Here is a 25548-nt window from a genome sequence, read left to right as displayed (position 1 = left end):
GCCTCACTCCACCACGCCGCTAAAGGCGGCAGGCTTGGACCGAGCGCGGGATCCCTTGGCAGAAAGCCGCTGCGCAACCTCCGCCTGAATCTGGGCGATCGGATTCTCCGCGTCGGCCGCGGCAACCTCAGTCTCAACCGCACCCTTGCCAGGATCGGCCTTTGCCTCGCGCCCTTCCGACAAGACCGCCAGCACGGGTGGAGCGCTTTCGGCTGCGGCAAGAAGGCCGCGACTGCGCGCAGCCTTGGGACCCCGCCGGGCAATCTGCTCCATCGCATCCCCGCGCCCGGGAAGCAGCGCTTCGGTGCTCACGACCCGGCGCGCATGCGCCGTCCCGCTCGCATCGGTAAAACCAGGGAAGACGACAGAGAGCTGATAGCGCGGCGCGCTGCGAGCCACAGGCGCTGTGCTCACCAGATGCGTGTCATGGACAGGTGCATCGATCCCGTCGTCCATCCGGAAGGGTCCGGCAGGATTGAGAAGGTCGGTCGAGCTGGTTTCCTCGATCCGCGCAAGCGCACTATCGTCGATCACGGACGATGGCGCGCAGATGCCGTCGGGCGCGTTGCAGCGGAAATTCGCACTGACATTGGTGCCAAGCGTCGAGCAACCCGACAGAAGGCCCCCGAAAGCGGCAACGACCACAGCAGCGTGCGGGCGCAGATTCTTGTGCGTCATGATGCTTTCCCTTCGATCCAGCTCAGCAGGAAGTCGCGCGGGCGGTAGCCATGGAGCACCGCACCATCTTCGCGGACGATGACAGGCGTGCCGCTGAAACCGTGCTGCCTTGCGAAGGCCTCGTTGGCATCAAGCCCGCTGGTGTCACACGACCCTGCCGAGGTGACCGCCCCGCCCTCGTAGGCCTGGGTTACTGCCCGGCGCCGGTCGGGCGCGCAGATCACGGCTTCTGAGATCGGCCTTGTGCCGAGAACCGAGATCGGACGCTCGATCACCTTGACGTTGAGGGTCCCGAGCGTCTCATGAAGACGCTTGCAGTAGCCGCAGCGAAAGTCGCTGAAGACCGTGATGGTTCTGGTTCCCCGGCCCATCGCGATGCTGCCGTTCTTCGGCAGGGAAGCAAGGGCTGCAGGATCGACCCGGGAGTCGCCTTGGGCCGGTGCTGCAGACGGCGAACCACTTGCGCCTGCCTTGGGCGCGGCCTCGGTTTCGTCGCCTGCCCCGGCACCACCGACAAGCATGTCAGGATTCATCTCGAGGAGACGAGCGGCCGTAAGGTCCTGCTTGGTCTCCATGTCGTAGACGCGTCCGATAATAAGGTAGCGCGCGCTATGGTCGATATAGAACAGGTTTTGGCGCGCCTGAACCTCGCAGACGCCGTCGATGGACTTGCAGTCAATTGATGTGATCTCGGTTTTGGGCAAACGCTTCGTGAGCGCCGCCTGGATCGACGCCGGGTCACTCGCGGCCGAGGCATGAGCAACGGCCGCGATCGCAGCAAGACCACTGGCAGCCAGACCCGCAGCTGACGCGATCTGCCAGTTTTTCCATTTGCGCTCCATGGTGATCCCCTCAGTTTCTGATGAAGGTGCCGTCGAGGAAGACGACCTCGACCGCTGCCCCGGTGGGCATTTCGACAACCGGCTGATATTGCTCGGCGCGCTCGATGAGATATTCGGAGACCGTCATGCCGGCCTGTTGGCCGCCACCGCCCAGGGCGCGCAGCCCGATTTCGCCGGCACCCGGAGTCTGACGTCCATCGCCTGCGATGATCGGCTGATTGAACCCTTCATTGAGCGCGTTACCGACGCCGCTCACGAGACCCGCCAAGAAGGCCTGGGTGGTCAGTGAGCCTTCGCGGCTGACAACGCGGCCGCGCACGCCCACTTTGCCGCCGAACGCGATGAACCCCTTGACCTCCGATACCGCGAAGCGGCCGCCCGGCTGTGCGCAGGTCATGCGCTGTAGTTTCACATAGACCTTCTCCGAGGAGAGGTCCCCGTAGGCTGCGCCGTTGACCATGCAGCCCTGCACCCGGGTGGCGAGCAGCTTCCCATCCCCATAGACCGAGCGCGCTGGCCCGGTAATCCGGAGGAGGACGGGGAGCGGATCGCTCTGGCTGCGCGTGTTGGTCGTTGCATCAACGCCCACCACCACCGTTGCCTTGGCGATCGAATTCGGGGGCAGATAGTTGGGCGAGTCCGTATAAACGGCGGGCGACTTTGTCGGATCGATGCGCGAAGCAGTACCGCTCGCGGATGTGAACGACACCATCTGGACGTCGCTCCCGCGGCGCACGGGCGGTGCTTCTGAGGCTCCTGCCTCCTGCGGCGCCGGCACGCCCATCTCGCGGGCCGCTGCCACAGGTCCTGGTGCGGTGGGGCGCCCATTGCCCCGCTGGACCTGCTGTCGCAGCTGCTCGTTTTCGCGCTCATAGGCTTCAAGGACACGCTGGCCGTCACGGGCCATGGCCGCATTCTCGCCGCGCAGCGCCTCGATCTCCGATTGCATCTGGGCGAACTGGGCGCCCTGCGCCTCAAGACCCTTGAGGCGCACGTCGGTCGAGTTCATCTCGCCCTCGTACATGGCGACCCATTCCTGATCGACGCGCTGCCGGTTCAGGAGTGCATCGGTCGAGACGGTTGTCTTGGCCCCTTTCTCCGTTGCCTCCTCGATGGTCTCTTCGGTGTCGAGGACGTACATTGCCCCTGCCACTGCAATCACGCCGGCAAGACCGAACATGAGCATCTTTTGGCGCTTCTGGGTCAGTGAGTTCTCGGCAATGGCACCGGTCGCATCGAGGGTGTCATGTTCCTCAGCCTCGCTTGCATCGAGGTCCTTGGGTTTGCGCTTGAGGAATTCCATCTGACTTACCCTCCTGAGGGAACGACGACGTAAGCGGCGGTGGCCCGGCCGCTGGCGAGGTTGGGATTGGAAATGCTGACTGCGATGGCACCGTCTCCGGCGATGATCTCTTCCTTGAGCGTCATCGGCTCAGCACCGTTGTTCTCGATACGCAGGACCTTCCCGGTCATGGTGGGGCTGCGATATTCGCTGACCAGCTGGACCTTGAGATCGCCGACATTGACGGGAGCGCGAGCAGCATCGCTGATCTCGAAACCTGCGATGCGGCGCTGCTCGAACATGGCCCGGACGAGCGAGACCGCACGATCATCGAGCGTTGCAGATGCCTCCATGGATTGCAGCGCACCCTGAGGATTTTCGAGATCGGCATTGGCTACGAAGACCTGAAGCGCCGCTTCGCCCGACACTTCGCAGTCGAACTTGTAGACGAAGCCTCGGCGCGTGGTCCCGAAGAAGGAGATCTTGCGCTTGGAATAGCCGTCCGGAACGGAGAGATAGATGTCCCCGCGGGTCGGCTCATGCACGATCGAGAAGTCTTCCTGCGGAACACCCGTCTGGACACGCGAGACCGAGACGAACTGGTCATCCTTGAGCGAAATGCGAGTAAGGTCCGACTTCGACGCCTTGCAGCGCACCTCGCCATTGTCGGCTGCGAGAATATGCTCGTCGGCCAGAGCCGGGACGGCGGTCAAAGCGAGCGCGCCACCGACCATAACGACCCCGCACAGGCGCAGGAGCTGGCAATCGAGACGGGAGGCCAGGACGCTGCCGGTTGCAATCAGCAACGAAGGCACAATCGGGTTCATTGTTCCTGCTCCTTCTTGACGACCACGCCAAAGCCCTTGAGGCGGAGCGAGACGCCGGTGTGCTGCCAATGGAATTCGAAGATCTTGTGCTCGCGGCGGACGTCGCGCGAACCGACGATCGTGTGGAGCACGCCGCCGACCTGACTGGTCAGGTTCTCGGGGTCCGTGCGGATCCAGTCGATCGTGATGAACTGAGTGACCTGCGAGTCCTGCTGCTCATCGATGATCTTGAGAAGGTTGGCCTTGAGCGGGCCCCGCGCCTCCGGGGCGGCAATCGCAATGAGGCCATCGAGCCAATACTGCAGGTTCTCAGGCGACCGATTGAGCGCGAGCTGCGCAGTGTCGCGGGTCACAGCCTCGAGATATTCGGGGCTCACCGCCGCTGAGCTCAGCACCATTTCGCTGGGAAGAATGGGCTGGAGGACAACCTCCCGGTCTCGCGTCGTTGCGGCGGCGAACATCACCAGCACCAGAGCACCGAGAACGATGCAGGTTAGAGCCAGAATGTTGCGCTGCTTGAGCGTCCGCTGCGAAGCCTCGTGTGCGAATGAAAGTTCCATGTCAGCCCGCCATCACACGTAAGTGGGAAGGCGGAGCGACCTTCAGACCGAAGAATTCGCCCGGCAGATGCCAATAGGCAAAATGCAGGACCCAATACATCGATCGCCCAGCTTTGAGTTTGCGGTACCCAAGCCATGCAGCAACGGCCAGAAACAGGCCTATGACGACATGCTGCGCGAGAATTCCCCAGGTGAACGGGATCACCAGCACAAGGAATTCATCAAGCGACCAGAACCCGATCAGTTCGGGATCGTCGAGATGCTTTGGAATTGAATACTTGTCCAAAGATCGTCTCCGCCAGAAAGGTTTGCTGCTATTCCCGTGCGGGTGATGGAGCAGCGCCCCCGTTCGCGTTGATCCGTGCTCTCGCTCAGATCGTCGCCGTGACTGTGGAAGTGACGATCGGCACGCCGGTCCCAGCACCGACCCCGACGCCGACGGGGATCGCGACCTGGCCGAGCGAGAAACGCCCGCTGGCCATGGCGACGATGCCGCCCGCGAGCGACAACACGGTGATGATCCGTCCGCCCGACCCCTGAAGGAAGCCAGTGAACCGCGTGAGCGCCGTATTGAACGTGGCATCGGTGCCGGCCATGGCCGCTTCGATACCGAAGATGCTCATGGCGGTGGCGGCAGCAAAGGCGACGGCGAGCGTCCCTCCTGCCTGCTTGAGATCGTGGACCTTCATTGTCTTCCCCTTCTGGTTGACCAAATGACGCAGGGCGTCGTCACCAAAGGGGCCGCAGGCGAAACCTTTTCTCAATCACTGTTGTGTAGGGCGAAGTCGGAGAAGCCCGCGAATCACTGTTTTTGATGCCGGGTGGTCCGGTTTTTGATACCGGGTGGGTCGATTTTTGGCACCACGTGGTCATGGATTCATGACCAGGGTGGCATGCTGGTAATACCACGTGGTCCTGAATCCATGACCACGTGGATCTGTTTTTCAAACCACTGGTCCGAATCGTTGCAGCGGCTCGGCGAGGAGATCTGGAACCAACGCCAAGGGGCCCCGATCAGTAGCGAACAATGGCGGGAGGAGACGCAATGGCCAGCGAAAAGGAGGTCGTCCACGAACTGCTGGTGAGTAAGGAGGCATTCGCGATCATTGCCGAGGCCATCAAGTGGCTGACCATAGAAAAACTGAAATTCCAGCGCCTTAGGGACGTGATCACGGATGTGATCCGCGCGCCGGATTTATCCAATCAGGAATTGATCGCAGCATTCAACCGACACCGGCCGTGCGACGGGCGGGTCAGGATTTATCTAAGATTGAGCGGTGCCCTGAATGCGGAATTCGACGCCCTCAAAGCCCGACTCGCAGAGGTCACAGGCGACCAGTGCGGCGTACGTGAGACGGTAGTCTTCTGCGCGCTTGCCATTAGCCAGCGCCAAATTTCTCTTGCCAAAGCCGCCTTTTAGAATTCACATCATGCAACTGCATAGGGAGAATTGACGGAGGCAAGGATGGGTCAGGGGGCGCACCCAAACCAGCGGAAGAGCTGTCATCAGTTGCAAGCTGAGTACGCCGATTTGATCAGGGACCAGATGAGCCGGCAGGGGGTCAGTCTGCGTCGGCTTGTGGATGAGGGGATCATCAAGAGCAGCCACCGCAGTGGCCTGTTCGAGCGCATCGCTGATGGCAGTATGTCGACGGCCGAGTTTAACCGACTCAACGAAAGGCTTGCCATCGATCCTGTCAGAGCTGCGATCGCCGTCCACTGCTTTGTCAGCCCGGAGTCTTATGAGGACCCCTGCTGCGAAACATCTGCCCATCTCGCCATTGCCCTTGCGCTCCAGCTCTCCGAGGAGATGGCCGCATGCAATGGGACTTTCGAGCCCATTCGCGAAGCCTTATGCCACGGCATAGCGCAGCGCACATCCAGCGCCATTGTAAGGCATCACGCAGCGCTGGAGGCGCGGCGACAGGATCCTGCGCTCTTTGATCGCTCTTTCGGCTGACCCAGCAAAAGCTGCGCCCGCCGAGCACGCCCCAGTAGTAGGAGCTTCGCCGACCCGTCGATGATATGGTAACGTGACTCGGAGCATGATGGCCGCGAAGCTCTTTTAGAGCGGCAATCTGCTCAAAGATCGGGGATACGTCTGACGGTGAAGCAAGAAGCGCTGATTGCCTGGACATCGCTCTATATTGCGGTCGGGATCATGGCACTGATCTGCGCCGCACTTTCGACCATCGTGACCCTCAATGACTGGCGAACTGGCCGATGGGCTCCGCCTCGCGCCAGCACGCTCGACAAGGCATTGCTAATTCCGAAGCTATGGCTGCGCTGGCAAGCCAACTATCTCACCGGCACACCGGTGATTCTGGCCATCAGCCTGTACTATGCCTCCAGTATCGGCTTCTCAGTTTTCTGGGACATCTGATCCTCCAGCGAAGGCAAGAAGACGCACCGCTCTGAACGGGTTCTCGCCTCCGAGCCGTGCAAATGAGACGGGCGCTGCGCCGCTCCCGCCAAGAGAGGCAAGAATGGTTCGAACATAGCTGCGGGTCTCGGTGAAGGGCGGAATTCCGCCATGCTTGTCGACGTTGCCCGGACCCGCATTGTACGCAGCCAAAGCAAGATGCCACGAGCCATACCGATCGAGCTGCTCCCGCAGGTAACGCGCTCCCCCCCGGAGGTTTTCGACAGGGTCCCAAGGATCTGAAACGCCAAGATAGCTTGCAGTCCCCGGCATCAGCTGTGCCATGCCCATCGCCCCGGCAGGACTGCGCGCAAAAGGCTGGTAGCGGCTTTCATGAGCAACGAGCGCGTCAAACAGTCGAACTGGAACTCCGGCTTCGCAGGCGGCTGCAGCGACGCGGCGGAAATAGAGACGGCGCCGCGATTGGGCCAACTCGGACAGGTCATAGCGCGGAAAGTAGCCTCCAGAGAGGCAATCGGGATCTGGCCCGAGGATCGATGCGTTCACCCGCGTGGGAAACACGGCAGGGCTTCCGCGTCTCATCCATGACGGGATGTAGAACAATGGCGTCGCGGAACTGACAGGGGTGTTGGCCTCTGCCGTAAAAGAAGTCGCCTCACTCCCGGGAACGGGCTGCTTGGCCTCCGGCTGTGCGGTCGGGCTTTTGGCAGCCACTCCTGGCACGAGGAGCGCGAATTCGGAATATGTGCTGCGAGAGAAGTCTTGAAGTTTAGCCTCTTGAGCGCTGGCTTGAGAACTGAGCGCGACAAGCGCTGTGCTGAGGTAGAATTTCATAACCACACCTTTCGGCATGGCTTGGGAACCGCAGATCAACGCTAGTCTGTGTGCAATCCTAGGGCAAGTGTTGGCTGCTTTGCCCACAAACTCTCTAGCCCGCATCATTCATGAGCCCGCCGCTCTGGCTAGTTCTGGGCTCGGCATGCCGTTGGCGGCTTGACCTGGGTGAGCGTCTACGACGGCGTTTTCACTGTCGCAGAACCAATGGCTTTGATGAGGGCTCTGGCTTTCGGTGACACTGTCGCGCTGACTGCGTGGGCGCAGGCTGGTGGCGTGGGCGGAGGATCGCTGGCGAGTTGGGTCTTCTGGCGCTTGATCAAGTTCTCGGTCTGGCCGAGTGCGTCGTACAGCGTAACCGCCGGCGGCGTCGCGGGATAGCTGGTGCAGTAGATGTCGATGATCGCAACCATCGCCTTCGCCAGTTTGCGCGTGGTTGGGGCATTCTCCGAGCGGCTCATGGTCGGTTGGCTCGCAAGCCCGGCACCTCAACCCGGCAGCTTGTCCAGCGCCAGGCGGGACCTGGCTCATCGCGCAGGCCATCGAGATCGCAAGCCTCCTCCTAGCCGCAAGCGATCGCGAACATCCGGGCGCGCAACATGTCGGGCAGCGCGTGGATCGTCCCGCCTGGATCATGAGGGTCGGCAATGCAAGCCGCAAGCCGACGGCAGATGCCCATTGTGCGCTCGGCCTGTGCCAGTAGCAGGACGCTGCCGTCCGAGGTCAGTCGACATCGTCAAACACGGTTGAGACTGTCCTGCTGCGCACCGCTGAGAATCGGACTGGGGTTTGCGATATCGTCGTTCATGGCGGGTGTGGCCTGTAGCATTTTTTGCCCAGCGGCAGGTTCGGCTTAGACACCCAGTTCCCAACTCAGATCATAGGCTTATGCCACTCCCGCCAACCCTGCATGCCCTCCGCAGTGAATAAGACGGGCTAAAAGCGGTTGAACAAGTTCTCCAGCCATTCCTGGCGGCCTGACTTGGGCTGCGGCTTAAGATCGCGGCTGATTGCCAGATCTGCAACCGAGGCAAGCGAAGCGCCCGGTGCATGGATCGCCTGACCCAATTCGCCATCCCATCCGGCGTAACGTGCTTTGCGAAAAGCATCGACCTGACCATCGGCGGTGATGGCCTCTGCCTTGATCAGCGCATGGGCGATGGTGTCGATCCCGCCGATATGGCCATGGAACAGGTCGGCAGCGTCGATGCTCTGGCGGCGCACTTTCGCGTCGAAATTGAAGCCGCCTGTCGTGAAACCGCCTGCTCGGATGATTTCCAGCATGGCCAAGGTCAGTTCCTCGACCGAGTTGGGGAACTGGTCGGTGTCCCAGCCATTCTGGTGATCGCCGCGATTGGCATCGATCGAACCGAAGATGCCCAGCGCGCGGGCCACGGCGATCTCGTGCTCGAACGTGTGGCCGCCCAGCGTGGCGTGGTTGGCCTCGATGTTGACGCGGACCTCGTTTTCCAGTCCGAAGCGCTTGAGGAAGCCATAAACGGTCTGCGTGTCGAAATCGTATTGGTGCTTGGTCGGCTCGTGCGGCTTGGGTTCGATCAGGATCGTGCCGGAAAAGCCGATCTTGTGCTTGTGCTCGACCACGAGGCTGAGGAACCGGCCGAAGTTCTCCAGTTCGATGCCGATGTCGGTGTTAAGAATGGTGTCATAGCCCTCGCGCCCGCCCCACAGCACGTAGTTTGCGCCGCCAAGGCGATGTGTGGCCTCCAGCGCATCGCGCACTTGCAGCGCGGCCCGGGCATAGACTTCGGGATCGGGATTGGTGGCGTCGCCCGCCATATAGCGCGGGTGGCCAAACAGGTTGGCCGTGCCCCACAGCAGCTTGCGGCCATGCTGCGCCTGAAGGGCTTCGAGATGATCGACCGCCTCGGCAAAGCTGGAGCGAAATGCGCCGACGTCCTCGGCATCTGCCATCACGTCGACATCGTGGAAGCAATAGTAGGGCACATCGAGCTTTTCGACGAAGGCCAGCGCTGCCTCGCGCTTGGCCCGCGCGGCCACGGCATCATTGGGCCCGGCATGCCACGGACGGCTGAAGGTGCCTGCGCCGAACACATCACTGCCCGGCCAGCAGAACGTGTGCCAGAAGCACACGGCCACGCGCAGATGATCCTCCATGCGCTTGCCCAGAACCACGCGGTCCTTGTCATACCAGCGATAGGCGAGATCGTTGACGCTTTCGGGGCCTTCGTAGCGGATGGTGTCGAACGGCGCGAAATAGTCTGCTGACATGGGGCTTACTCCTGGATTTGGGAAATGAGGGGATAGGCGGCGCGGAAGCGGGCCAGCTTGGGGGCCAGCGCTTCGGCAAGCATGGGATCGGGTGCGATCACGTGGCTGATTGGCGGGCGAACGCAGACCTCGGCCACGCTGGCACCGGTCACCGCGATCTGCGCGAGCCGCGCTGCACCCAGCGCAGGGCCGACTTCGCCGCCTTCGAGGTAGACAAGCTCCACGCCCAGCGCTGCGGCGATGATCCGCCCCCAATAGGTTGATCGCGCGCCGCCGCCGATCACCAAGAGCGTCGAAACTGTGGTCCCGGCTTCGCGCAGCGCGTCCAGCCCGTCGGCATGGGCAAAGGCCACACCTTCAAGCACGGCGGCGGCCAGCTTGCCCGCATCGGTCTCGTTGCCAAGACCAAGGAAAGCCCCGCGCACATGCGGATCGTTATGCGGCGTGCGCTCGCCCGAAAGATAGGGCAGGAACAGCTCCGGCCCGGCGGCTGGTCCGGCCTGTTCGGCTAAGGCGAAGAACGCGGCGGGCCCGTCGATACCGGCCAGCCTTGCCGCCCAATCGATGCACGAAGCGGCGGAAAGATGCACGCTCATCTGGTGCCACATGCCCGGCACCGCATGGCAAAAAGCATGGACCGCGCGCGCCGGATTGGGCCGAAACGCGCCGGTGGCAACAAAGATCACCCCCGATGTGCCAAGCGAAAGGAACGCATCGCCATCGCCGATCACGCCCACGCCGACCGCCCCGGCTGCGTTGTCGCTGCCGCCTGCCGCCACGGGGACCGTTCCCATACCCCACCGGGCTGCAACTTCGCGGCGCAAGCGGCCGGTAGCTTGCGTGCCCTCAAACAGCTTGGGCATGTGATGCTGCGAAAGCCCGCAGGCGCCAAGCATCGCATTGCTCCACTGCCGCGCTGCCACATCAAGCCATAGTGTTCCGGCGCTGTCTGCCATGTCGCTGGCCTTGTCACCGGTCATGCGCAGCCGGACATAATCCTTGGGCAGAAGCACGCTGCGCACTTGCGCGAAGATCGCCGGCTCATGCCTGCGCACCCACGTCAGCTTGGGAGCGGTGAAGCCGGGCATCGGGATATTGCCGGTTATGCGGCGTGTGGCAGGCTCGCGCTGCTCCAGTTCAGTGCATTCGGCAAAGCTGCGGCCGTCGTTCCACAGGATCGCAGGGCGCAGCGGCCGGTCATCAGCGCCGAGCAGCGTCGCCCCGTGCATCTGCCCGGCAAGGCCGATGCCTTCCACCCGGGCGCGGAGTGCGGGATCGAGCGCCAGCACGGCGGCCTCGGTTGCCGCCCACCAGTCGTCCGCATCCTGTTCGGACCACAGCGGCGCAGGACGTGAGACCGCGAGCGGCGCAGTTGCCTGCGCCACCACCGTTCCGGCTTCCGAAACGATGACCGCTTTCACGCCGGACGTGCCGACGTCGACGCCCATGAACACTGCACCGCACTCCCATGCCACTTTCTATGCATCACGGTAGCGCTACCAGCAGGCGACTGGCAAGTGGGCAATCCTTTGATTCAGGCGTGTGCTTCAAGCGCTTGAATCACACGCCTGAATCACGCGCCTGAATCACGCGCCTGCACTTGTCGTGCCAAGGCTCCGGTTCTAGGCGGAGAGAGCCATGGACAAGCAGAGACGCAAACCTCGATTCGGCACGCGCGGGCCGACCGTGGCCGACGTCGCCCGCCATGCCGGGGTTTCGCCGATGACGGTTAGCCGCGTGATCAATTGCGAGCCCAATGTGCTGCCTGCCACACGCGAAAAGGTAGCCGCGGCGATTTCCGCTCTTGGTTATGTGCCCAATCCCGCGGCCCGCAGCCTGGCCGGCGGGCAACAACTCCGGATCGCACTGCTCCATGCAAACCCCAGCGCGGCCTATCTCAGCGCGTTCCTGATGGGGAGCCTCGCGCAGGCCAGCCTGATCGACGCGCAACTCGTGGTGGAACATTGCGAGATCGCCGAACGCCCGGCCGATCTTGTCCAGCGGCTGTTGGGACACCGCGTCGATGCCGTGCTCGTGCCGCCGCCTCTGTGCGACGATGCCCGGCTTCTGGCCGCGCTGAACTCTGCCGGTTTGCCCATTGCACAGATTGCCACTGGTCGCCCGGTCAGTTTCGCCCACGCCCTGACGATTGATGATGAGGCGGCAGCCCATGCCATGACCAACCACCTCATCGCACGCGGCCATCGCCGGATCGGGTTCATCGCGGGGGCCACCAACCAGACGGCCAGCGCCTTGCGCTGTGCCGGATATCAGCGGGCGCTCAAGGAGGCCGGTCTGGCGCCAGACGAGGCCCTGATCGCTCCGGGCGAGTTTACATATCGCTCGGGTCTGGCCGCGACCGAAGCCCTGCTGGCGCTCCCCGAGCGGCCCACTGCGATCTTTGCCAGCAACGATGACATGGCCGCCGCGGCCATTGCCGTGGCGCATCGACACCGGCTGGATGTGCCCGGCGATCTTTCTGTATGCGGGTTCGATGATAACGCTATGGCAACCACCGTCTGGCCCGAGATCACCACGATCCATCAGCCGGTTGCCGCCATGGCACGGCAGGCGACCACACTGCTGGCCGAGACGGTGCGCAGCCGCTCTGCCGCACGGACGGATGCAGTCCAGCACGTCGCGCTGGACTATTGCCTCGTGCACCGCGCCTCTGACGGGCAACCGCCGCGCTCTTGACGCTCCTCAAACACCTGAGGCATGGTAGCGCTCACAAAACCATGACGCATGGGGCGGGATGAGATGGCGACAAGCACCGGCAAGCAGGGCAACCTGACATTCATCTGTCTGATCGTGGCTGTGGCCACCATCGGCGGGTTCATGTTCGGCTATGACTCGGGCGCGATCAACGGCACGCAGGAAGGCTTGCGGCAAACCTTCGGCCTCACTGACACCGCACTCGGCCTGACAGTCAGCGCGCTCCTGCCCGGCTGTGCTTTGGGCGCATTCATGGCCGGGCGCTTTGCCGACGTGTTCGGTCGCCGCAAAGTGATGATGCTGGCCGCCATGCTGTTTATCCTGAGTGCGCTGGGATCAGGCGCGGCGCATTCGGCGCTGGTGCTGGCCGTGGCCCGCTTCCTGGCCGGGGCCGCAGTTGGTGCGGCGAGTGTGCTTTCACCCGCCTATATCAGCGAAGTCACCCCGGCGCATATCCGGGGCCGGCTGTCGAGCGCGCAGCAGGTGATGATCATTTCCGGCCTGACCGGCGCGTTTCTGGCCAACTACTATCTTGCGCAGGCAGCCGGTTCATCGCTCGGGGTTTTCTGGGGCGGATTCCCGGCGTGGCGCTGGATGTTCTGGGTGCAAGCCGCGCCTGCACTGCTGTTTTTGGTGACACTGCTGCTCATTCCCGAAAGCCCCCGCTTTCTGGTCGCCAAAGGGCGCCACGATGAAGCGGAGCAAGTGCTGATCCGGCTGCTTGGGGCGAGCGCCGCAAAAGCCAAGCTGGCCGAGATTACCGCATCGCTCACTGCCGACCATGCTCCGAGCCTGGCCGACATTCGCAAAGCGGGAGCCAGTTCCTCCTGGGCCTGGCGGCCGATCGTGTGGGTGGGCATCGGGCTTGCCGTGTTCCAGCAACTCGTCGGCATCAACATCGTGTTCTACTATGGCGCGGTGCTGTGGCAGGCGGTGGGGTTCAGCGAGGCGGACGCGCTCAAGATCAATATTCTTTCCGGCGCGGTCTCGATTCTGGCCTGCATCGTCTCGATCCTGCTGATTGATCGCCTCGGCCGTCGTCCGCTGCTGCTCATCGGTTCGCTGGGCATGACGGCTACCTTGGGCACTCTGTCGTGGTGCTTTGCACAGGCCAGCTTTGCCGATGGCCACCTGCTGCTGCCCGCAGGCATTGGCACGATCGCCTTGATTGCCGCCAATGCCTATGTGGTGTTCTTCAATCTCAGCTGGGGCCCGGTCATGTGGGTCATGCTGGGTGAAATGTTCCCCAACCAGATGCGCGGTTCGGCGCTGGCGGTGGCGGGTGCCGCACAATGGATCGCCAACTTTGCTGTCAGTTCCAGCTTTCCGTGGCTCTCGAAGAATATCGGCCTGCCGGTAACCTACGGTGCCTACACCGCCTTCGCCTTGCTCTCGTTCCTGTTCGTGCGCCGCTTTGTGCAAGAGACCAGAGGCATCGAGCTTGAGGCCATGCAGGGCTGAGGTGCGCGGGGGTGATCGACGTCCGGCGCGAAGCGGCAGGCAAGCTCGCCGACGGCACGCCGATCGAGGCGGTTACCTTGACCAATGCCAGCGGCGTTTCCGCGCGTATCCTGACGTATGGAGCCACGCTGCAGGCGCTGATCGCACCTGATGCCGATGGCGGTCTGGCCGATATCGTTCTCGGCCATGACAGTGTCGAGGGTTACGAGCAGAACCGCGCATTCCTTGGCAGCACGATCGGCCCATATGCCAACCGCATAGCCGGGGGGACGTTCACGATCGACGGCCTTGCTTACCGGCTGTCCCGAAACGATGGCCAGAACACCTTGCATGGAGGTCATGCAGGCTTCGATCAGGCGGTGTGGGACATCGCCGCCATCATTCAGGGCGAGACGGGCGCGGTCACTCTCACGCATGCAAGCCCAGATGGCGAGGGCGGATTTCCCGGCACTGTGCAGGCAGCGGTCACGTACGCGCTTGACCAGGTTGGCGACCTCACCATCGCCATGCGTGCCACAACCACGCAGCCTACGGTGATTGCCCTGACAAACCACGCGCTGTTCAATCTGGCAGGAGCAGGCGCGCTGCAAGGGGCGATGCTGCACCGGCTGACCATCCCCGCAGGGGTCTTCACTCCGGTCGATCCAACTTGCATACCCACGGGCGAACTGCGTCCGGTTGATGGGACAGTGTTTGATTTCCGCCGGGGCAGGCTTTTGGCTGAGGGTCTTCGGGACGGTCGCGATCCGCAGATCGTCATCGGACGCGGCTATGATCACAACTTCGTGCTAGACAAGGGCACCACTGCCGAGCCGCAATTGGCTGCCGTGCTGGAAGACCCGGGATCGGGCCGAAAGCTGGAGGTGCTGACCACCGAACCGGGCCTACAACTATACACGGGCAATGCCTATGACGGGCGAATTCTTGGCAAGGCCGGTCAACTCTATCGCATGGGTGACGGCATCGCGCTTGAACCGCAAAGATTTCCCGATACGCCCAATCGCCCGGCGTTCGGCTCGGCCCGGCTCGATCCTGGCCAGACCTATCTTCACACGATGATCTATCGCCTTTCAGCAGGCGCGCCACAGCGCGCGAACCCGGTGATTCTTTGAGAGCCTGATCCGAAACGTGAGTTTCGAATCAGGCTCCAAGAGGTTGGCCTTTGAGGGGCTGGGGCTGCCTTCGTCACGACGACGAAGCCCCGCCCCCTCTCAAGGATGTGCCGTTCGAACAGGCGGCGAACCATGAGTTTGCCGCCCGCTTACCGGCCTCGTTTCTGCCTCAGAACTTGACGCCGACCGTCGCATACCATTCACGCGGCCGGTTGTAGGAGGCTGTCGTGAAGGGAAGAGCGCCCGCCTCGAAGCCGGACACGATGATGCGCTTGTTGGTCAGATTCTCGACGCCGACACGCAGGCTCCAGCCGTCTGCATTCTGATAGAAGACCGATGAATTCATCAGGACAAACGGCGACTGTGAAATCTGCGCCGTGTTGAACACATCGTTCTCCACCCTGCCGCTGTACGATCCGTTGACATTGAACGACAGGGCCGAGGAAATCTTCGCATTTGCGGCAAGGCTGGCGGTCCACTTTGGCGCATTTTGCAGCCTCGTCGCCTTGGTGATTTTTTGTCCGAAGCGGTTCACAAGCAAAGGTGCCGTTGCCGGATCGAACGATGAATAGTGCGCGTCGAGATAGCCCAAGGTCGCAGTCAGCGAGAGCCAGTCTGCTGGCAAAGCTTCGAGTTCTGCTTCGACACCGTTGATCTGCGCACTTGCCACATTTTCGTTTGACGGGCTGACGCCGCGCTGCACAACAATCTGGATGTTGTTGTACTTGTTAAAGAACGCAGCGACGTTGAACCTCACGCGGTTATCGAGGAACTTTGATTTGAACCCGACCTCGATGTTGTTGGAGGTTTCTTCCCCAAATTCGAGGCTACGCAGAACGTTGGGGTCGTTCGGATTCGCAGCCGCGATCAGCGCCGGGCTGAAGAACGTCGTCAGACGCGTGGTGAAGCCACCCGATTTGAAACCTTGCGAGTACGTCGTATACACGAAGACATCGTCGTTGACCTGATAGTTCAGGCCGGCACGGATCGACGTGTTGTTGAAATCCTTGCTCCTGCGCTGGCCCGTATCAAGAAACCGGGGGTCGCTGGGGCGGGGCAGATCGGCCAGGTTCAGGCCAAAGGTCGAGAACGCGGTGTTGAGGTTCTGCTGGTTCAGAAACAGCGTCTTCCGGTCCTGATTGTACCGGATACCGAACTGCGCCGTCAATTTGGGCGTGATATGGATATTGCCTTCGCCGAACAGCGCATAGGACCGCGTGTCGTGATCAAAACCGCCCGCTGCCTGAATCAAGCCGCCAGCAATTGGGACATTGTCCGACTGGAAGCCGTCTTCATAGAAGTAGAAGGCGCCAGCGGTTAGATCCACGAGCGAGCCGAGCTTGGCGTTGAGCTGCAATTCCTGGCTGTACTGCTTGGTCTTCATGACAAATGACGTCTGGTCGAACACCAAAGGTGAGCCATCGAGGTCCAGACCAAATCGGCCGCTCAGCTGACGGTAGGCCGAAATGGACTTGATGCTGATGGAATCGGTGGCCTTGTACTCCAGCGTTGCCGAGACACCGCCGCTGTCGATGTTCGAGAAGTTCGCTCCGGTCGCGTATGTGGTGTCGATGTTTCCGGTGATGAATTGGCCGGTATACTGGAGGTCGGGGCGTGCGCCGTTCGCATTGGCGCCAGCAGGAAGAAAGGGCGTGGTCGCGCACAAAGGGATTGGGGCGCCGGCGATGCAGGCGTTGTAGAGACCGCCGAGGCCGGAATTGGGATTAACCTCGACCAGGGTGGTGGGATTGGCTGCATCGCGCCGCGAGGAATAGTCCCCTGCGATCGTGACGGTAAGCCGGTCGCTGGGTGTCCAGTAGAGCTTGCCGCGAAGGGTTCCACCCGATTTCGCGCCGGGCTTTCCGCCTGCATTCTTGTCCGATACGAGTAGCTGATCGAGCGGCGTGCCGCCGCCGCCAAGGCCGGTGCCACCAGGAAATGCGATACGCTGCTGATAGCCATCGCGCTTGCCGATGTCGAAAGCAAAGCTGGCGGCGATGTTCTCACCAAGCGGGGCATTGATGACGCCGCGCGCCTCCATCCGGTTGCGCTGGCCGAAGGTGGCTTCGCCCTTGAAGCCAAAGTTCCTGCCGGGCGTGCTGGTGATCACGTTGACCGCGCCGCCGATCGAATTGCGCCCGAACAGCGTGCCCTGGGGGCCCTTGAGCACTTCAACCCGGTCGATATCAAGCAGTTCGAGAACCGCACCTGGCGCGCGCGCGATATAGACGCCATCAACATAGAGCCCGACGCCGGGATCGGTGTTCAAGGCAAAATCGCTCTGCCCTACGCCGCGAACGAACGCCTGAAATGTGTCCGCACCGGCAAAGCTCGATGAGGTGTCAAACACCACGTTAGGTGTGAAATTGGCGATATCAGCGTTGTTCACGATGCCGCGGTTGGAAAGCGCTGTTTCGGTGAAGGCTGAAACCGTAACCGGGGTCGATTGCAGATTCTCCGACTTCTTTCGCGCGGTAACGACGATTTCTTCAAGACCTGCGCTCGCCTGCTTTTCAGCAGTTTCCTGCGCCAGCGCCGGTGCGGTCAACAAGGGCATTGCGCCTGCCAGAAGCGCACTGACCAAAGCCACCTTGCTCGTCATTTTATGCATTTTCTCTCTCCCTTCCCTATTATCGGGCCTTTGTCGGATTTGCTGATCCGCACTGGTTTGGGCGCTGCGCCCAGAGACCCGAACGTTCGTTTCGAACCCGCCTGTGCTTGCGCAATGCACACTCGGCACAGGGGTATTGTAGTTATCACGATAAGTTACCGCAAGATGCTTATTGTGATAACCGGTTGCAGGATTGGCGGATCGCAACTCAGGCGAGCGGGGCCAGCGCCTGCACCAGGCCTGTTCGGGATAGGCGTTACCGCTGCCTCATTCCCCCGGACCAACCAGAATGTATTTGATCTCGAGATAGTCTTCGATGCCGTACTTGGAACCCTCGCGCCCCAGGCCGGATTCCTTGATTCCTCCAAACGGCGCGATTTCGGTCGAGATGATCCCTTCGTTGATCCCCACCATGCCGTATTCCAGTGCAGCAGAAACCCGCATCGACCGGGCGAGATTGCGCGTGAAGAAGTAGGCGGCAAGGCCATATTCGGTTGCGTTCGCCATCGCGATGGCTTCCTCCTCGCTGCGAAACCGGAACAGCGTGGCAACCGGGCCAAAGATTTCCTCCCGGCTGATTTCCATTCCCATGTCCACATCCAGCAGCACGGCGGGCGTGATGAAGTTTGCGCCAGCAGGGTGGAGCGTACCGCCCACCGCCAGGCTTGCCCCTTCCTCTATGGCACCGGCGATGAGGCGCAGGACTCTTTGGGCAGCTTGCCGGTTGATGAGCGGACCGACTTCAACACCCGCATCGTGCGCGGCACCTACCTGCAACTGCGCTACACGACGGACGAGGCAGTCAGCGAATTCATCGTAGATCGTATCCTGCACCAGAATGCGGTTCGAACACACGCAGGTCTGCCCGGCATTGCGAAACTTGGACGCCAGAGCGGCCTCGATCGCAAGATCGAGGTTTGCGTCGTCGAACACGATCAGCGGAGCATTGCCGCCAAGCTCCAGCGAGGTTTTCTTGACCGTCGAAGCGCACTGCGCGAGCAGCAGTTTGCCAACACGGGTTGATCCGGTGAACGTGAACTTGCGCACCAGGGGACTGCCGGTAAGTTGCGCCCCGATGGCCGCAGCATGGGTCCCGGTCACTACGTTCAGCACACCGGCTGGGACGCCCGCGCGCACCGCCAGAACCGCCAGAGCAAGTGCGGACAGCGGCGTTTCTTCGGAAGGTTTGAGCACGACCGTGCAGCCAGCAGCCAGAGCAGGCGCGACTTTGCGGGTGATCATCGCATTGGGGAAATTCCACGGTGTGATCGCCGCGACCACGCCAACAGGCTCTTTCACCGTAAGGATCTGCCGACCCGGCATGTGCGTTGGCACAACATCCCCATAGATCCGCTTGGCTTCCTCGGCGAACCATTCGATGAAGGTCGCGCCATAGGCGATTTCCTTGAGCGCCTCGCCAAACGGCTTGCCCTGCTCGGCCGCCAGAATGCGCGCGAGATCGTCCGCGTTCGCAACGATCAGATCGTGCCAGGTGCGCAGGATCGCCGACCTCTCCTTCGCCAACCGCCCCCGCCATGCGGGCAGCGCCTGGGCTGCGGCGGCGATAGCCTGCCGCACTTCCTCGCCAGAGAGATCCGCCACCTCCGCCACGATCGCACCGGTTGCCGGATTCGAGACCGGGAAACGGCCCCCTGATGCTGCCTGATGCCAGCCTCCGCCGATAAAGGCATCGCTTGCAAGCAGGGTGGGATCTTCAAGTTTAAGGTTCAAGGGCATCGCTGATTTGCTCTCGTTCGAATGACGGGTGACGAGCTGGCCGTGGGCCGCACCCCATGTCCAGTCGGCGCCTGCAAAGACGCCGCAGAAGGCCGCTTACCTTGCCCGAATAAAATTACCATGATAAATAAATTGCAGTTCGATGCGGCAGGCTGTTTGATAGACGACAGCCGTTGGTGGCGAGCGACAAGATCGCCCTTGCCTGAGCGCAAGGAGCGGAGAGGGAAGAGGGAAATCAGATGGGCATTTCAAGGCGCGGATTGCTGAAGATCGGCACATGCCTCTCCGGCGTGATGGCGGCAGGCCCCGCACTGGCTCTATCGCGGGAACTCTACCGCGATCCCGCTGCCCCGATTGAAGCCCGCGTCAAAGACCTTGTGAGCCGTATGACGCTGGATGAGAAAATCGCCCAGTTACGCAGCCTGTGGTTCGGGAAGAGCGAGATACTGGGCGGCGATGGCACGCTGCTGCCCGCCAAGGCAAAGAAGGCAATTGAATTCGGCATTGGCCAGATCGCCCGCCCGGGAGACTGGGCCGGCACGAGCAAGTTTGGCAAGGTGATGTTCCGGTCTCCGGAATCGGCCATGTCGGTCGCCAACGATATCCAGCGCTTCCATGTCGAGCAGACCCGCCTTGGCATCCCAACACTATTTCACGAGGAAGCCGCACACGGCCTCATGGCGTCGGAAGCCACGATCTTCCCGAGCCCGCCAGCACTTGGCAGCACATGGGATCGCCAACTGGTCGAACAGGTGTTTACCGTGGCGGCGCGCGAGGCCCGATTGCGCGGGGCGCATGTTGCATTGTGCCCGGTGATCGATCTGGCGCGCGATCCAAGGTTCGGCCGGGTGGAGGAATTTTTCGGAGAAGACCCCCGCCATGTCGCGGAGATGGGCAAGGCAGCCGTGTTCGGCTTGCAAGGCCGCAAGCGCCCGATCGCGCGGGACAGGGTCTATGCCACGCTGAAGCATTTCATTCATGGCACGCCCGCTGCGGGGCTGAACATTGCGCCTTTCGAGGTCGGGGAGCGGACCTTGCGCTCAACCTACCTCTTGCCATTCGAGCATGTGATCCGCGATGCCGATCCCGCCATTGTCATGCCGTCCTACAATCTGGTCGCCGGTGTTCCGGCCCATGCCAACAAGGAACTGCTGATCAAGACCGGGCGCGGGCGTCTGGGCTTCAAGGGCGCCTATTTCAGTGACTATATGGCAGTGACGAATCTCGCTTCCCAGCATCACATGGCCGCCAACGATGAAGACGCGGCGGTGATCGCGATCAACGCGGGTATTGACGCCGAATTGCCCGATGGAACAGCCTACGCCCACCTTGCAATGCAGGTTCGAAGCGGCCGCGTATCGGAAGCGCGCATTGATGAGGCGGTGGGCCATGTGCTGCGATTGAAATTCGAAGCGGGCCTGTTTGAAACGCCGTATGTCGATCCGAAGATGGCGGCGCGCGCCACCAACACCGCTGCCGACATCCGGCTTGCGCGGCTTGCCGCGCAAAAGGCGGTCGTCCTGCTCAGGAACGATGGCGTTCTGCCGCTCGATCCCAAGGCGGCGATGCGACTTGCGGTCATCGGGCCGAACGCGAACGAGCCCATGTTCGGCGGGTATTCCGGCACAAACAGCAAATCCGTGGGCGTACTGGATGGCCTGCGAGCGGCTGCTGGCGAAAGGATTGAAATCGCGTACCACGAGGGTGTCCGCATCCTGAAGCCCGATCCGGCTGGCGAGATCTTTGCGATGCCGGTGCCGGAAGACCCGGCAGCCAATGCGGCGAGGATTGCCGAGGCGGTATCGCTGGCCAAGCGATCCGACATGGTGCTGCTTGTTCTGGGTGACCGGCCCGAAATCACGCGCGAGGCGATCATGGCAAACGCGCCCGGCGATCGCAACACGCTCGACCTGTTTGGTGACCAGAATGCGCTGGTGGAGGCCATGCTCCAAACCGGCAAGCCGATCATCGCGCTGTTGCTCAATGGCCGGGCCCTGACTGTCAACACACTGGCCGAGAGAGCCAATGCCCTGATCGAAGGATGGTATCTGGGCCAGGAGGGAGGCCATGCAATTGCCGACATCATTTTCGGCAAGGCGAACCCCGGCGGCAAACTTGCCGTCACATTCCCGCGCGCAGTCGGCGATATCCCGATCAGCTATGATCATCAGGCCACGGCCGAGGTAAACCGATACGTTGAAGGTGAGCACAAGCCGCTCTTCCCGTTCGGATTTGGCCTGAGCTACACGCGCTTCGAGTGCTCGCCGCCCCGCCTTTCGAGGAGCACCATTGCGCCATCGGACAATTTCAACGTTGAAGTTGATGTTGCAAACACCGGAACCCGCGCGGGCGACGAAGTCGTGCAGCTATACATCCATGATCTGGTGAGCTCGGTTCCGCGGCCCGTTCTGGAGCTGAAAGGGTTCGAGCGGATCACGCTGCAACCGGGCGAACGCCGGACTGTCTCTTTTGCGCTGGGGCCGGATGATCTGGCGTTCTGGGATATCGATATGCAGTGGCGGGTGGAGCCGGGCGAATTCGCCGTCCACACGGGCAACAGTTCGGCCGACCTGAAATCCGCCCAGTTGACTGTATCGTGATGTGTAAGCGAAGTCGCCACCCCACCTTGCAGGCCTGAAGTACAACGCCGAGTCTCCGCGCCCTGACGGGTTGGAGGTCGCTGGTGCTATGATGATGTCATGTGATGATGCTGGCACTAAGAGGGTGGAGCGTTTCGAGGTCTTCACCGGCGCTGGTCGGCGGCGGGATTGGCCGTCGGAGGTCAAGGCATCGATTGTTGCCGAGAGCTTCACTGGTCTTGAGACGGTTTGCTCAGTCGCGCGGCGGCACGGCGTTAGCCCGTCGCAGCTTTTCGCTTGGCGCCGGTTGCTGCGGCAGCAGTTGGTGGAGCAAGGGGCGGCAGTACCGACGGTGTCGGCGTTTGTTCCCGCCGTGGTGACGATCGATGAGGCTAAACCGGCGGTTCAGCAGCGCACGAAGAAGCGGCGACGCTCCAAGACGAGTGCGGTCGAGCTGGAGATCGACGGCGTGGCCGTGAAGATCAGCCGCGGCGCCGATGCCGGAGTGATTGCTGCGGTAATCGAAGCGCTCAAGGCCACCCGATGATCGGACCTGGTGCTGGTGCGAAGGTCATGGTCGCTACACGTCCTGTAGACTTCCGCAAGGGACCCGACGCATTGGCTGCGCTGGTCGGTGCCGAGTACGGCGGCGATGCCTATTCTGGTGTGATCTACGTGTTCCGGGCCAAGCGTAGCGACCGGATCAAGCTCGTCTGGTGGGATGGCACCGGGCTGTGCCTGATGGCCAAGAAGCTGGAGTCCGGCGGGTTCAAGTGGCCGGGTATCCAGGACGGCGTAATGCGGCTGACGTCGGCGCAGCTGGGGGCTTTGCTCGAGGGTTTGGACTGGCGCCGGGTGCATGGCGGACGCCGTCCTATCGCCCCGCAGATTGCCGGTTGACGGGACTTTCTGCGAGTGATTCACTCCTTCCATGCTCATGGAAGCGGACCTTCCCAACGATGTCGAAGCGCTTCGCGCGCTTGTCCTTGAACAGTCCCGCACACTGGCAGAAGAACGCGCGGCAAGGGCCGATCTTGCTCTCGCCAAGGGCGAGGCCGATGCAGAGATCGAGCGGCTGCAGTCGATCATCGATGCCTTCATGCGCCACCGTTTCGGGCGCAAGTCTGAGCAGCTTGATCCAGACCAGCTTCAACTCGGCCTCGAGGATGTCGAGGCAGCGCTCGGCGAGGCGCGTGCTGCACGCGAAGCGGTAATCACGAAGGCTGGCGGCGAACGGCCGCGCAAGGCCAACCGCGGTGCACTGCCGGCGCATCTCGAGCGGATCGAGCAGATTGTCGACGTGGATGATCGAGCCTGCCCCTGCTGCGGCGGCGCGCTCCACCAGATCGGCGAGGACGTTGCTGAGCGCCTCGATGTTGTGCCGACAACCTTCCGCGTTCTGGTCACGCGCCGCCCGCGCTATGATTGCCGCTCGTGCGAGGGTGTGGTCGTTCAGGCGCCAGCCCCGGCGCGGATCGTCGAGGGTGGCATTCCGACCGAGGCTCTGATCGCCCAGGTGCTGGTCGCCAAGTACGCCGACCATGTCCCGCTCTACCGGCAGGCTCAGATCTATGCCCGCCAAGGCCTCCAACTTGATCGGTCCACTCTGGCGGATTGGGTGGGGCGAGCGGCATGGTATCTGCGTCCCTTGCGGGATCGCATCCTTGAAGAGCTACGAGGATCTCAGCGATTGTTCGCTGATGAGACGACTGCCCCGGTGCTCGATCCCGGACGTGGCCGGACCAAGACTGGCCAGATCTGGGCCTATGCCCGCGACGATCGGCCATGGGGCGGTGATGATCCTCCACTGGTCGCCTACGTCTATGCCCCCGACCGCAAGAGCGAACGTGCCGAAGCGCACCTGGGAAGCTATTCCGGCATCCTGCAGGTCGACGGCTACAGCGGTTATGCCGCGCTCGCCAGGCGTAGTCAGCAGCTCAGCCTCGCCTTCTGCTGGTCGTACGTGCGGCGCAAGTTCTACGAACTGGCGGGTAGCTCGCCGGTCGCGACCGAGGTCCTGCGCAGGATCGCCATGCTCTACGCGATCGAGAGCGAGGTTCGCGGCACCTCGGCGGAGCAGCGCCGCGCCGCGCGCGCCGAACAGGCCCGCATCATCGTCGATGACCTGCACAGCTACCTTGAGGCGCGGCTCCGGCAAGTCAGTGCCAAGAGCAAGCTCGCCGACGCCATCCGCTACGCACTCAACCGCTGGACTGGACTGTCGCTGTTCCTCCACGACGGCCGCGTTGAGCTGGATTCCAACACCGTCGAGCGTTCGATCCGACCACTCGCCCTCAATCGCAAGAATGCGCTCTTCGCGGGTTCCGACGAAGGCGGTGCCAATTGGGCGGTGATCGCCACGCTCATCGAGAACTGCAAGCTCGCCGGCATCAACCCGCACACCTGGCTGACCGCAACGCTGACCAGCCTCGCCAACGGCCACCCGACTTCGCGGATCGACGAGCTACTGCCCCACGCTCAAGTGGCCTGAGAACACCGCTTACCGTGATGTGAGATGGTGGAGGCCTTTAGCCTGACGAGGGCGACGCCTCCGCCTCCTCAACCAAACCTTCAGAGCTTGGGAACTTGCGCCTGCCGGTAGAGCCAGCGCCGCATCGCAAGACCGGCCTTGTCCGAACTGAGCGAGACCTCATACATGTCGTCTTCGCCCGTTTCGGCGATCAGCTTTTCGATGGCGGTGAGGCCCGTCACATCTTCCATGAAGGCCACTTCGAGCTGCTTGTTCATGAACGCCGTTACAGCCGGATCGTGCACGGCGAAATTGCGGCCATGATGAATGAAATAATGGGTTGAGGTTGCCGTTTCCGGTGTCGGCAGATGCGCAGTAATGATCTGGGTATCCGGACGTTCGCTTTCGGGAACGTCCAGACCATAGAAGACACCGTTGACGGTATGGGCCGATGGGCCAACGAACGTCGATGTGGTGATCCGCGCCGCGTCGCGGCCGGTGAGGCCGGTAGGCTCTGCCCAGACTGGGGGCAAACGGGTCGGGACGACCGAGCGCTTCAGCCGGAAGTGACCTTTCTCCTCGTCGATGTGAACTTCGTAGGGCGCTGTCGCAAAATCTGGCGTGCCAAAGCTGTTGGCGTGCAGGAACGAGAGATGCGTGAGATCGAGCAGATTCTCGTGCAAGGCAATGTAGCTTGCCGGAAGGTGATAGTACTGCTGGCTCGCAGGCCAGCTTTCACTCGCAACCCAATCGCCCAGCGGCAGATCGGCGGCGGGTTCGCCATCGCCCATCCAGATCCACACCAGCGGGCCTTGTTCGCGCAGCGCATAGGCGCGCACCCCAACCCCGCGTGGACATTGTTCACGCAGGGAAGGCGCTTCCACACAATCCCCTGCGGCATCATAGCGCATGCCATGATAGCCGCAGATAATGGTGTCCCCATCCAGCCTGCTCTGGCTCAAAGGAAATGACCGGTGGACGCAGCGGTCCGACATGGCGACCGGTTTTCCGCTCTCGGTTCGATAGAACACGAGCGGCCGGCCCAGCAGCGTCCGTGCACGCAGCGCGCGGCCGAACTCCGGGGCATAGCCCGCGACATACCAGCAATCGAAAACAAACGGAGTCTTGCGCGTAGCAAGCCGGGCTTCGGCCTTGCGCGATGCGGCAATCAGTTTTTCGGCCATTTGTGTCATGGTGTGAGCATCAC

Annotated in this window: 23 protein-coding genes and 1 pseudogene; 10 read left to right on the top strand and 14 right to left on the bottom strand. The window is 62.2% G+C overall.

Annotation, left to right across the window (positions count from 1 at the left end):
• Window positions 1–3 precede the first annotated feature (3 nt).
• The 7 genes from R9J51_RS23175 to R9J51_RS23145 form a co-directional block, all read right to left on the bottom strand.
• Window positions 4–678 carry a hypothetical protein gene (locus R9J51_RS23175; protein ID WP_179506806.1) on the bottom strand — a complete coding sequence of 225 codons (675 nt, stop codon included), beginning with the start codon at window positions 676–678 and terminating at the stop codon, window positions 4–6.
• Window positions 675–1520: a DsbC family protein gene (locus R9J51_RS23170; protein ID WP_179506805.1), complete on the bottom strand. Its 846-nt coding sequence runs from the start codon at window positions 1518–1520 to the stop codon at window positions 675–677. Before R9J51_RS23170 ends, R9J51_RS23175 begins: the two co-directional genes overlap by 4 nt.
• 10 nt (window positions 1521–1530) lie before the next feature.
• Window positions 1531–2823 carry a TrbI/VirB10 family protein gene (locus R9J51_RS23165; protein ID WP_179506804.1) on the bottom strand — a complete coding sequence of 431 codons (1293 nt, stop codon included), beginning with the start codon at window positions 2821–2823 and terminating at the stop codon, window positions 1531–1533.
• 5 nt (window positions 2824–2828) lie between these two features.
• Complete coding sequence (locus tag R9J51_RS23160; protein ID WP_179506803.1) at window positions 2829–3629, bottom strand: type-F conjugative transfer system secretin TraK; 801 nt, start codon at window positions 3627–3629, stop codon at window positions 2829–2831.
• Window positions 3626–4189: a type IV conjugative transfer system protein TraE gene (locus R9J51_RS23155; protein ID WP_179506802.1), complete on the bottom strand. Its 564-nt coding sequence runs from the start codon at window positions 4187–4189 to the stop codon at window positions 3626–3628. The genes R9J51_RS23160 and R9J51_RS23155 overlap by 4 nt, the downstream gene beginning before the upstream one ends.
• A gap of 1 nt (window position 4190) precedes the next feature.
• Window positions 4191–4475, bottom strand: a complete 285-nt coding sequence (gene traL / locus R9J51_RS23150; protein ID WP_147161338.1) for a type IV conjugative transfer system protein TraL — start codon at window positions 4473–4475, stop codon at window positions 4191–4193.
• An 85-nt stretch (window positions 4476–4560) separates the two neighbouring features.
• A complete protein-coding gene (locus tag R9J51_RS23145; protein WP_432788106.1) occupies window positions 4561–4812 on the bottom strand; it encodes a hypothetical protein in 252 nt (83 codons plus the stop codon).
• A gap of 422 nt (window positions 4813–5234) precedes the next feature.
• Here R9J51_RS23145 and R9J51_RS23140 point away from each other — a divergent pair, with 422 nt between their 5' ends.
• The 3 genes from R9J51_RS23140 to R9J51_RS23130 all read left to right on the top strand — a co-directional run bounded on the left by R9J51_RS23140 (window position 5235) and on the right by R9J51_RS23130 (window position 6572).
• Window positions 5235–5609 (top strand): hypothetical protein, encoded by a 375-nt coding sequence (locus R9J51_RS23140; RefSeq protein ID WP_179506800.1) that lies wholly within the window; start codon window positions 5235–5237, stop codon window positions 5607–5609.
• Between the two features lie 45 nt (window positions 5610–5654).
• Window positions 5655–6149 (top strand): hypothetical protein, encoded by a 495-nt coding sequence (locus tag R9J51_RS23135; protein WP_179563136.1) that lies wholly within the window; start codon window positions 5655–5657, stop codon window positions 6147–6149.
• Between the two features lie 147 nt (window positions 6150–6296).
• Complete coding sequence (locus R9J51_RS23130; protein WP_179506798.1) at window positions 6297–6572, top strand: hypothetical protein; 276 nt, start codon at window positions 6297–6299, stop codon at window positions 6570–6572.
• Here R9J51_RS23130 and R9J51_RS23125 read toward each other — a convergent pair.
• From R9J51_RS23125 to xylB, 4 genes and pseudogenes are all read right to left on the bottom strand, one after another.
• Complete coding sequence (locus R9J51_RS23125) at window positions 6552–7406, bottom strand: lytic transglycosylase domain-containing protein (protein ID WP_179506797.1); 855 nt, start codon at window positions 7404–7406, stop codon at window positions 6552–6554. The two genes, R9J51_RS23130 and R9J51_RS23125, sit on opposite strands and share 21 nt — an antisense overlap.
• Window positions 7407–7756: 350 nt before the next feature.
• Window positions 7757–8235 (bottom strand): annotated as a pseudogene (locus R9J51_RS23120) (transposase); the annotation flags it as partial.
• A 107-nt stretch (window positions 8236–8342) separates the two neighbouring features.
• The gene (xylA, locus tag R9J51_RS23115; RefSeq protein ID WP_179506796.1) at window positions 8343–9656 is read right to left on the bottom strand and encodes a xylose isomerase; all 1314 of its coding nucleotides are present in this window, start codon (window positions 9654–9656) and stop codon (window positions 8343–8345) included.
• 5 nt (window positions 9657–9661) lie between these two features.
• Entirely contained in the window at window positions 9662–11110 is a 1449-nt protein-coding gene (gene xylB / locus R9J51_RS23110) for a xylulokinase (RefSeq protein WP_179506795.1), read from the bottom strand.
• A gap of 184 nt (window positions 11111–11294) precedes the next feature.
• Here xylB and R9J51_RS23105 point away from each other — a divergent pair, with 184 nt between their 5' ends.
• The 3 genes from R9J51_RS23105 to R9J51_RS23095 all read left to right on the top strand — a co-directional run bounded on the left by R9J51_RS23105 (window position 11295) and on the right by R9J51_RS23095 (window position 14944).
• Window positions 11295–12353 (top strand): LacI family DNA-binding transcriptional regulator, encoded by a 1059-nt coding sequence (locus R9J51_RS23105; RefSeq protein WP_179506794.1) that lies wholly within the window; start codon window positions 11295–11297, stop codon window positions 12351–12353.
• Window positions 12354–12416: 63 nt separating this feature from the next.
• Window positions 12417–13832, top strand: coding sequence for a sugar porter family MFS transporter (locus R9J51_RS23100; RefSeq protein ID WP_218843830.1), 1416 nt, complete (start codon window positions 12417–12419; stop codon window positions 13830–13832).
• 11 nt (window positions 13833–13843) lie between these two features.
• Window positions 13844–14944 carry an aldose epimerase family protein gene (locus R9J51_RS23095; RefSeq protein WP_432788084.1) on the top strand — a complete coding sequence of 367 codons (1101 nt, stop codon included), beginning with the start codon at window positions 13844–13846 and terminating at the stop codon, window positions 14942–14944.
• A gap of 169 nt (window positions 14945–15113) precedes the next feature.
• Here R9J51_RS23095 and R9J51_RS23090 read toward each other — a convergent pair whose 3' ends face one another.
• Entirely contained in the window at window positions 15114–17555 is a 2442-nt protein-coding gene (locus tag R9J51_RS23090; RefSeq protein WP_179506792.1) for a TonB-dependent receptor, read from the bottom strand.
• Between the two features lie 267 nt (window positions 17556–17822).
• Complete coding sequence (locus R9J51_RS23085) at window positions 17823–19292, bottom strand: NAD-dependent succinate-semialdehyde dehydrogenase (protein WP_179506791.1); 1470 nt, start codon at window positions 19290–19292, stop codon at window positions 17823–17825.
• 260 nt (window positions 19293–19552) lie between these two features.
• Between R9J51_RS23085 and R9J51_RS23080 the strand changes: the two genes are divergently transcribed.
• From R9J51_RS23080 to tnpC, 4 genes are all read left to right on the top strand, one after another.
• Window positions 19553–21892 (top strand): glycoside hydrolase family 3 N-terminal domain-containing protein, encoded by a 2340-nt coding sequence (locus tag R9J51_RS23080; protein WP_432788103.1) that lies wholly within the window; start codon window positions 19553–19555, stop codon window positions 21890–21892.
• A gap of 124 nt (window positions 21893–22016) precedes the next feature.
• Window positions 22017–22418 (top strand): IS66-like element accessory protein TnpA, encoded by a 402-nt coding sequence (gene tnpA, locus R9J51_RS23075; RefSeq protein WP_432788102.1) that lies wholly within the window; start codon window positions 22017–22019, stop codon window positions 22416–22418.
• Window positions 22415–22771: an IS66 family insertion sequence element accessory protein TnpB gene (gene tnpB / locus R9J51_RS23070; protein WP_179506788.1), complete on the top strand. Its 357-nt coding sequence runs from the start codon at window positions 22415–22417 to the stop codon at window positions 22769–22771. Before tnpA ends, tnpB begins: the two co-directional genes overlap by 4 nt.
• Before the next feature lie 31 nt (window positions 22772–22802).
• Window positions 22803–24362: an IS66 family transposase gene (gene tnpC / locus R9J51_RS23065; RefSeq protein WP_179506787.1), complete on the top strand. Its 1560-nt coding sequence runs from the start codon at window positions 22803–22805 to the stop codon at window positions 24360–24362.
• A gap of 80 nt (window positions 24363–24442) precedes the next feature.
• Here tnpC and R9J51_RS23060 read toward each other — a convergent pair whose 3' ends face one another.
• Window positions 24443–25534 (bottom strand): Rieske 2Fe-2S domain-containing protein, encoded by a 1092-nt coding sequence (locus tag R9J51_RS23060; RefSeq protein WP_179506786.1) that lies wholly within the window; start codon window positions 25532–25534, stop codon window positions 24443–24445.
• Window positions 25535–25548 lie beyond the last annotated feature (14 nt).

Source organism: Novosphingobium rhizosphaerae, from assembly GCF_050920675.1.
GTDB lineage: Bacteria > Pseudomonadota > Alphaproteobacteria > Sphingomonadales > Sphingomonadaceae > Novosphingobium > Novosphingobium rhizosphaerae.
The sequence above is the reverse complement of the archived record's forward strand: the minus strand, read 5'-3'. Positions and strand labels throughout refer to the sequence as shown.

Coding starts and splice junctions, on each gene's coding strand:
- tnpB (WP_179506788.1), top strand. CDS start 22,415: ATGATCGGACCTGGTGCTGGTGCGAAGGTCATGGTCGCTACACGTCCT.
- R9J51_RS23135 (WP_179563136.1), top strand. CDS start 5,655: ATGGGTCAGGGGGCGCACCCAAACCAGCGGAAGAGCTGTCATCAGTTG.
- R9J51_RS23100 (WP_218843830.1), top strand. CDS start 12,417: ATGGCGACAAGCACCGGCAAGCAGGGCAACCTGACATTCATCTGTCTG.
- xylA (WP_179506796.1), bottom strand. CDS start 9,656: ATGTCAGCAGACTATTTCGCGCCGTTCGACACCATCCGCTACGAAGGC.
- R9J51_RS23105 (WP_179506794.1), top strand. CDS start 11,295: ATGGACAAGCAGAGACGCAAACCTCGATTCGGCACGCGCGGGCCGACC.
- R9J51_RS23145 (WP_432788106.1), bottom strand. CDS start 4,812: ATGAGCATCTTCGGTATCGAAGCGGCCATGGCCGGCACCGATGCCACG.
- R9J51_RS23060 (WP_179506786.1), bottom strand. CDS start 25,534: ATGACACAAATGGCCGAAAAACTGATTGCCGCATCGCGCAAGGCCGAA.
- R9J51_RS23090 (WP_179506792.1), bottom strand. CDS start 17,555: ATGCATAAAATGACGAGCAAGGTGGCTTTGGTCAGTGCGCTTCTGGCA.
- R9J51_RS23140 (WP_179506800.1), top strand. CDS start 5,235: ATGGCCAGCGAAAAGGAGGTCGTCCACGAACTGCTGGTGAGTAAGGAG.
- R9J51_RS23165 (WP_179506804.1), bottom strand. CDS start 2,823: ATGGAATTCCTCAAGCGCAAACCCAAGGACCTCGATGCAAGCGAGGCT.
- R9J51_RS23170 (WP_179506805.1), bottom strand. CDS start 1,520: ATGGAGCGCAAATGGAAAAACTGGCAGATCGCGTCAGCTGCGGGTCTG.
- R9J51_RS23175 (WP_179506806.1), bottom strand. CDS start 678: ATGACGCACAAGAATCTGCGCCCGCACGCTGCTGTGGTCGTTGCCGCT.
- R9J51_RS23160 (WP_179506803.1), bottom strand. CDS start 3,629: ATGAACCCGATTGTGCCTTCGTTGCTGATTGCAACCGGCAGCGTCCTG.
- R9J51_RS23085 (WP_179506791.1), bottom strand. CDS start 19,292: ATGCCCTTGAACCTTAAACTTGAAGATCCCACCCTGCTTGCAAGCGAT.
- R9J51_RS23125 (WP_179506797.1), bottom strand. CDS start 7,406: ATGAAATTCTACCTCAGCACAGCGCTTGTCGCGCTCAGTTCTCAAGCC.
- R9J51_RS23155 (WP_179506802.1), bottom strand. CDS start 4,189: ATGGAACTTTCATTCGCACACGAGGCTTCGCAGCGGACGCTCAAGCAG.
- tnpC (WP_179506787.1), top strand. CDS start 22,803: ATGCTCATGGAAGCGGACCTTCCCAACGATGTCGAAGCGCTTCGCGCG.